The organism is Pontibacter sp. HJ8 (assembly GCF_054824225.1).
Genome location: NZ_JSYF01000370.1, coordinates 1 through 3,898 on the forward strand (window position 1 = coordinate 1; position 3,898 = coordinate 3,898).

A 3,898-nucleotide genomic window follows, 5' to 3' on the forward strand; every position below is an offset into this window, starting at 1 on the left:
AAAAAAGTAGGTGCCCGCCGCACAGGCGAAACTATGCAACAACATCAGGTTGAAACCTGAAGAAGCCACAGCTACATAGCCATGCAGGATCTGAATGAAAGAAGATAGTACTGCCCATTAGAATAGCTGCGCTGGTTGTACCTTCTCAGGTCTAGCCGGTATTAGAAAGTGACTTTCAGGCTCATCCCGTTTGAAGCGTAACCCAACCTGAGCTCATAGGATGGCTTTGCAGTTTGAACCAGCCCGGCATTGTACAGGCTTATAGCCCGCAGTTCACGTTTTTTTATGGCCACTGAAAAAGGAAGGCTCAGCGCTGCCAGGCCTCCTCCAATAACGACCATTGTGCCGTTAACTTCGCCACCCCCTATAAGACTACCAATCTGATACCCTACTAGAAACCCACCTGCATTGCTAAGAATAGCTGCTGGCATTTTATTCCGGGCCCCTAGTCTGAGTTCTTGCTTTGCCTCAGGGTGGCTGTCCAACACATACATCAACTCTTCTTTGCTCAGCTTCCGGCCCGAAATAAAGTAGGCATCGCCAATGCTCTTCCGCTTTACAACAATCTCATCAGGGCTTTGGGCATTGGCCTGGTTCAGAAAGCCGGCCAGCAGAAGGGCCGCAACAAGTAAAAAGTAAAATTTTTTCATAAAAAGCAGATAAAAAACGCTTCGAAAATACCATATTTTATGAATATTATAGTGTAAATGAGCTAACAAATTTATCGTAATTGCCTGTACCGGCAGGCTATACCTTCACAGCAGCCCTGCTGCCCTATACAAAAACAGCAGCGGAGCATGAGCCCCGCTGCTGTCTTGTAAATTGATAGATTGACTGATATTCTAACTCGCTAACTTAACTCATTTTTCCTTCCAGCTCTTCCGCTTCGAGCATCAGGTTTTCCCATTTCGAATTGGTAGATGCCAGTTCTTTCTGCACCGCCTCAAACTTCTGGGAGGTTTCCTGCAGCAGGCTCACGTTGCCGTATACCTTTGGGTCAGCCAGCTGCGCCTCGAACTGGGCCAGTTCCTGCTCCAGTTGCTGCACCTTCTTTTCCACGTCGCTCAGCTGGCGATTCACCTGCTTTAGCTGGTTATTCAGGGCATTGTATTCGCCGTTGTCACGCTTCGGTTTCGGCTCCTCTTTCTTCACAGGGACTGGTGTTGCGGCAGCCACTTTCTTGGCCTCTTTCTCCCGCTTCTCCTGGAACTGCTCATACTCATGGTAGGTACCCGGATATTCCTTCAGCTGGTAGTCTTCGATGTACCAGATCTTGGTGGCCACATTCTCTACAAAATAACGGTCGTGCGAGATGATGATGAACGTACCTTCGTATTGCTCCAGCGCTTGAATCAGGATATTCACCGACTGCATGTCGAGGTGGTTGGTCGGTTCGTCGAGCATCAGGAAGTTGGCCTCCGAGATCAGCGTCTTGGCCAACGCTACCCGCGACTTCTCCCCTCCTGACAATACCTTTATCTTTTTGAAAACCTGGTCGCCCGTGAACAGGAAAGAGCCCAGCAAGGTACGGAGTTCCATTTCTGTTTTGCCGGAGCCTGCCTGCTGCAGTTCCTGCAGCATTTCGTTTTCGACCGAAAGGGACTCTAACTGGTGCTGCGCATAAAAGGACATGATCACATTGTGCCCCAGTTCGCGTTTGCCCTGGATCGGCTCTGTGCCGGCGATGATGCGCAGCAGCGTCGATTTACCTTTGCCGTTACCGCCGATGAGGGCGATCTTATCGCCACGCTCCACGTGCACGTTGGTATCCCGGAAGATGACCTTGTCGCCGTAGGCTTTGCTCATGTGTTCGAGGCGCAAAACATGGCGGCCAGGCTGTATGTTGAATTTAAAACTGAAGTTCACTTTGGCGGCATCGGGTGCCACTTCTTCGATACGGTCCAGGCGCTCCAACTGCTTCATGCGGCTTTGCGCCTGTTTGGCTTTGGTGGCCTTGGCCTTGAAGCGCTCAATAAAACGCTCAGTCTGACGTATGTGCGCCTGCTGGTTTTCGTAAGCTCCCTTCTGAATCTCGTTGCGCATCACCTTTTCCTCTACATAAAAGCTGTAGTTACCCGGGTATACATTCAGCTTGGAATTGGATACCTCCACAGTGATGTTGGTGGTCTTATCCAGGAACTCCCTGTCGTGCGACACAATGACAACCGCACCTTCAAAACGCTCCAGGTAACTCTCCAGCCACTTGATGGAAGGTAAGTCCAGGTGGTTGGTAGGCTCATCGAGCAACAGCAGCGAAGGCTTCTGGAGGAGGATCTTGGCCAGCATCACTCGCATACGCCAGCCTCCCGAGAAGGATGCCAGTGGCTTCTGCAGCTCGTCCGTGCTAAAGCCCAGGCCTTCCAGTATCGCTTCGGCATTGGCCTGCATGGTATAGCCACCCAGCGCCTCAAAGCGTTCCTGCAAAGCGGCCAGCCGGTCCACCAGGTCGTCATGGAAGTTATTCTCGAACTCTATCAGTATCTTATCGATCTCTTTCTGCAGGCTCAGCGCCTCATCAAAGGCCTGCATGGCCACAGAAAGGATGCTTTCATGTGTTTCATAACTCAGCAGGTCCTGGTTGAGGAAGCCGATCGTGGTTTCCTTGCCCATCTGTATACTGCCGCTATCCGGCTTGTACTCTCCTACGATGATGCGGAGCAGCGTAGACTTACCCGTGCCGTTCAGGCCGATCAGGCCGATCTTATCTTTCGGCTTGATGTGCAGGTTGGCATCTTCGTACATCGGGCGGCTACCAAAATGGAAGCTGAGGTTATTGATAGAAATCATGTGAATTGGAATGCTAAAACACAAAGGTACTTAATTTGGGAAATATCTGGCAGACAAGTGGCAACATACATAGCGCATACCTTCTCCTGCCCCCGCAGCTCTAGAGGTAGCTAAATATAATCTGCCATTTAGGAAGAAAGAGGCGCCTGCAGCTAAACAATCTGCACAGTACTTCGTTTTATAGTTTTGTGCTTTTAAGTTGCAGGGCTTGTTTCATGCAAAGCGGCACTAAAACAATACTTTTATGATCGCGGTTACTTCTTTACTTGACCAATCCCATTCTGATCGTGTGACTGACCTGACGGAACTTCTGGAGAAGAAGTTTGGCCTGACCGGGGTAAAAATGACTCCTTACCCGCACCTCACCCTGCTTACAGCCGAAGTTCCGGATATGGAAGAACTGCGGGAGTACTTGGAGCAAACCTGTCGCGAAACAGAACCTTTCACCATACGCACGACGGGTCTGGGCGTCTTTCCAGGCGAATGTCCTGTGATTTACATTCCTGTGCTGCGTACGCCTCCCCTGAACCTGTTGCATACCAAGCTGCATGGCGACATCTCCGAAATGAGCAGCGAAATGGGCATCTACTACAACCCCAGTATGTGGCTGCCGCATGTTTCCCTCGCCCTTGGCGACACAACACGGGAGACACTGGGGCCTGTTCTGTCTTTTTTGTGCAGCTATAATTTCAACTGGGAAATTACCCTTGACAACCTCACGATTCTGCAGAAGTCAGGTGATTATTTTCTCAAGGATGAAGAATATCATTTCGGGCGGAAAGAACTGACTATCTAGGGTATAGCCGGAGCTGCTTTTTGTATTACAGCCTGAAACACAAATCATAATGATTAAACTACACCGGCAGGATTCTTTTAGCTAAGCACAATTCGGCAGATCTTATCAACTGCACGCTGCGCTGAGTACCTGCTCCAGTAAGATATCTCCCTTTGCACCCTCTTCTTATACTTCACCTCGCCGGTGCGGCTTCACTTTTTTCCCTGCTGGTGTGAGCTGCTATACCTATACCTATACCTGCGTATACCGCCAGTTTGAGCGCAGCGGTAACTGGTGGTTGCAGTAGAGGCCAGTTTGTAACTGGCGGAGCTGCTG

The 3,898-nt window shown here is 50.2% G+C and carries 3 protein-coding genes; 1 reads left to right on the plus strand and 2 read right to left on the minus strand.

The window, feature by feature from the left end:
• Positions 1-161: 161 nt before the first annotated feature.
• Both OB13_RS15715 and OB13_RS15720 read right to left on the minus strand, forming a co-directional pair.
• Entirely contained in the window at positions 162-719 is a 558-nt protein-coding gene (locus OB13_RS15715) for a hypothetical protein (protein WP_461491125.1), read from the minus strand.
• A gap of 136 nt (positions 720-855) precedes the next feature.
• Positions 856-2,787, minus strand: a complete 1,932-nt coding sequence (locus OB13_RS15720) for an ABC-F family ATP-binding cassette domain-containing protein (RefSeq protein ID WP_461491126.1) — start codon at positions 2,785-2,787, stop codon at positions 856-858.
• A 244-nt stretch (positions 2,788-3,031) separates the two neighbouring features.
• On the opposite strand from OB13_RS15720, the gene OB13_RS15725 reads away from it, so the two are divergent.
• Positions 3,032-3,583, plus strand: a complete 552-nt coding sequence (locus OB13_RS15725) for a 2'-5' RNA ligase family protein (protein ID WP_461491127.1) — start codon at positions 3,032-3,034, stop codon at positions 3,581-3,583.
• The last annotated feature ends 315 nt before the right edge of the window (positions 3,584-3,898 follow it).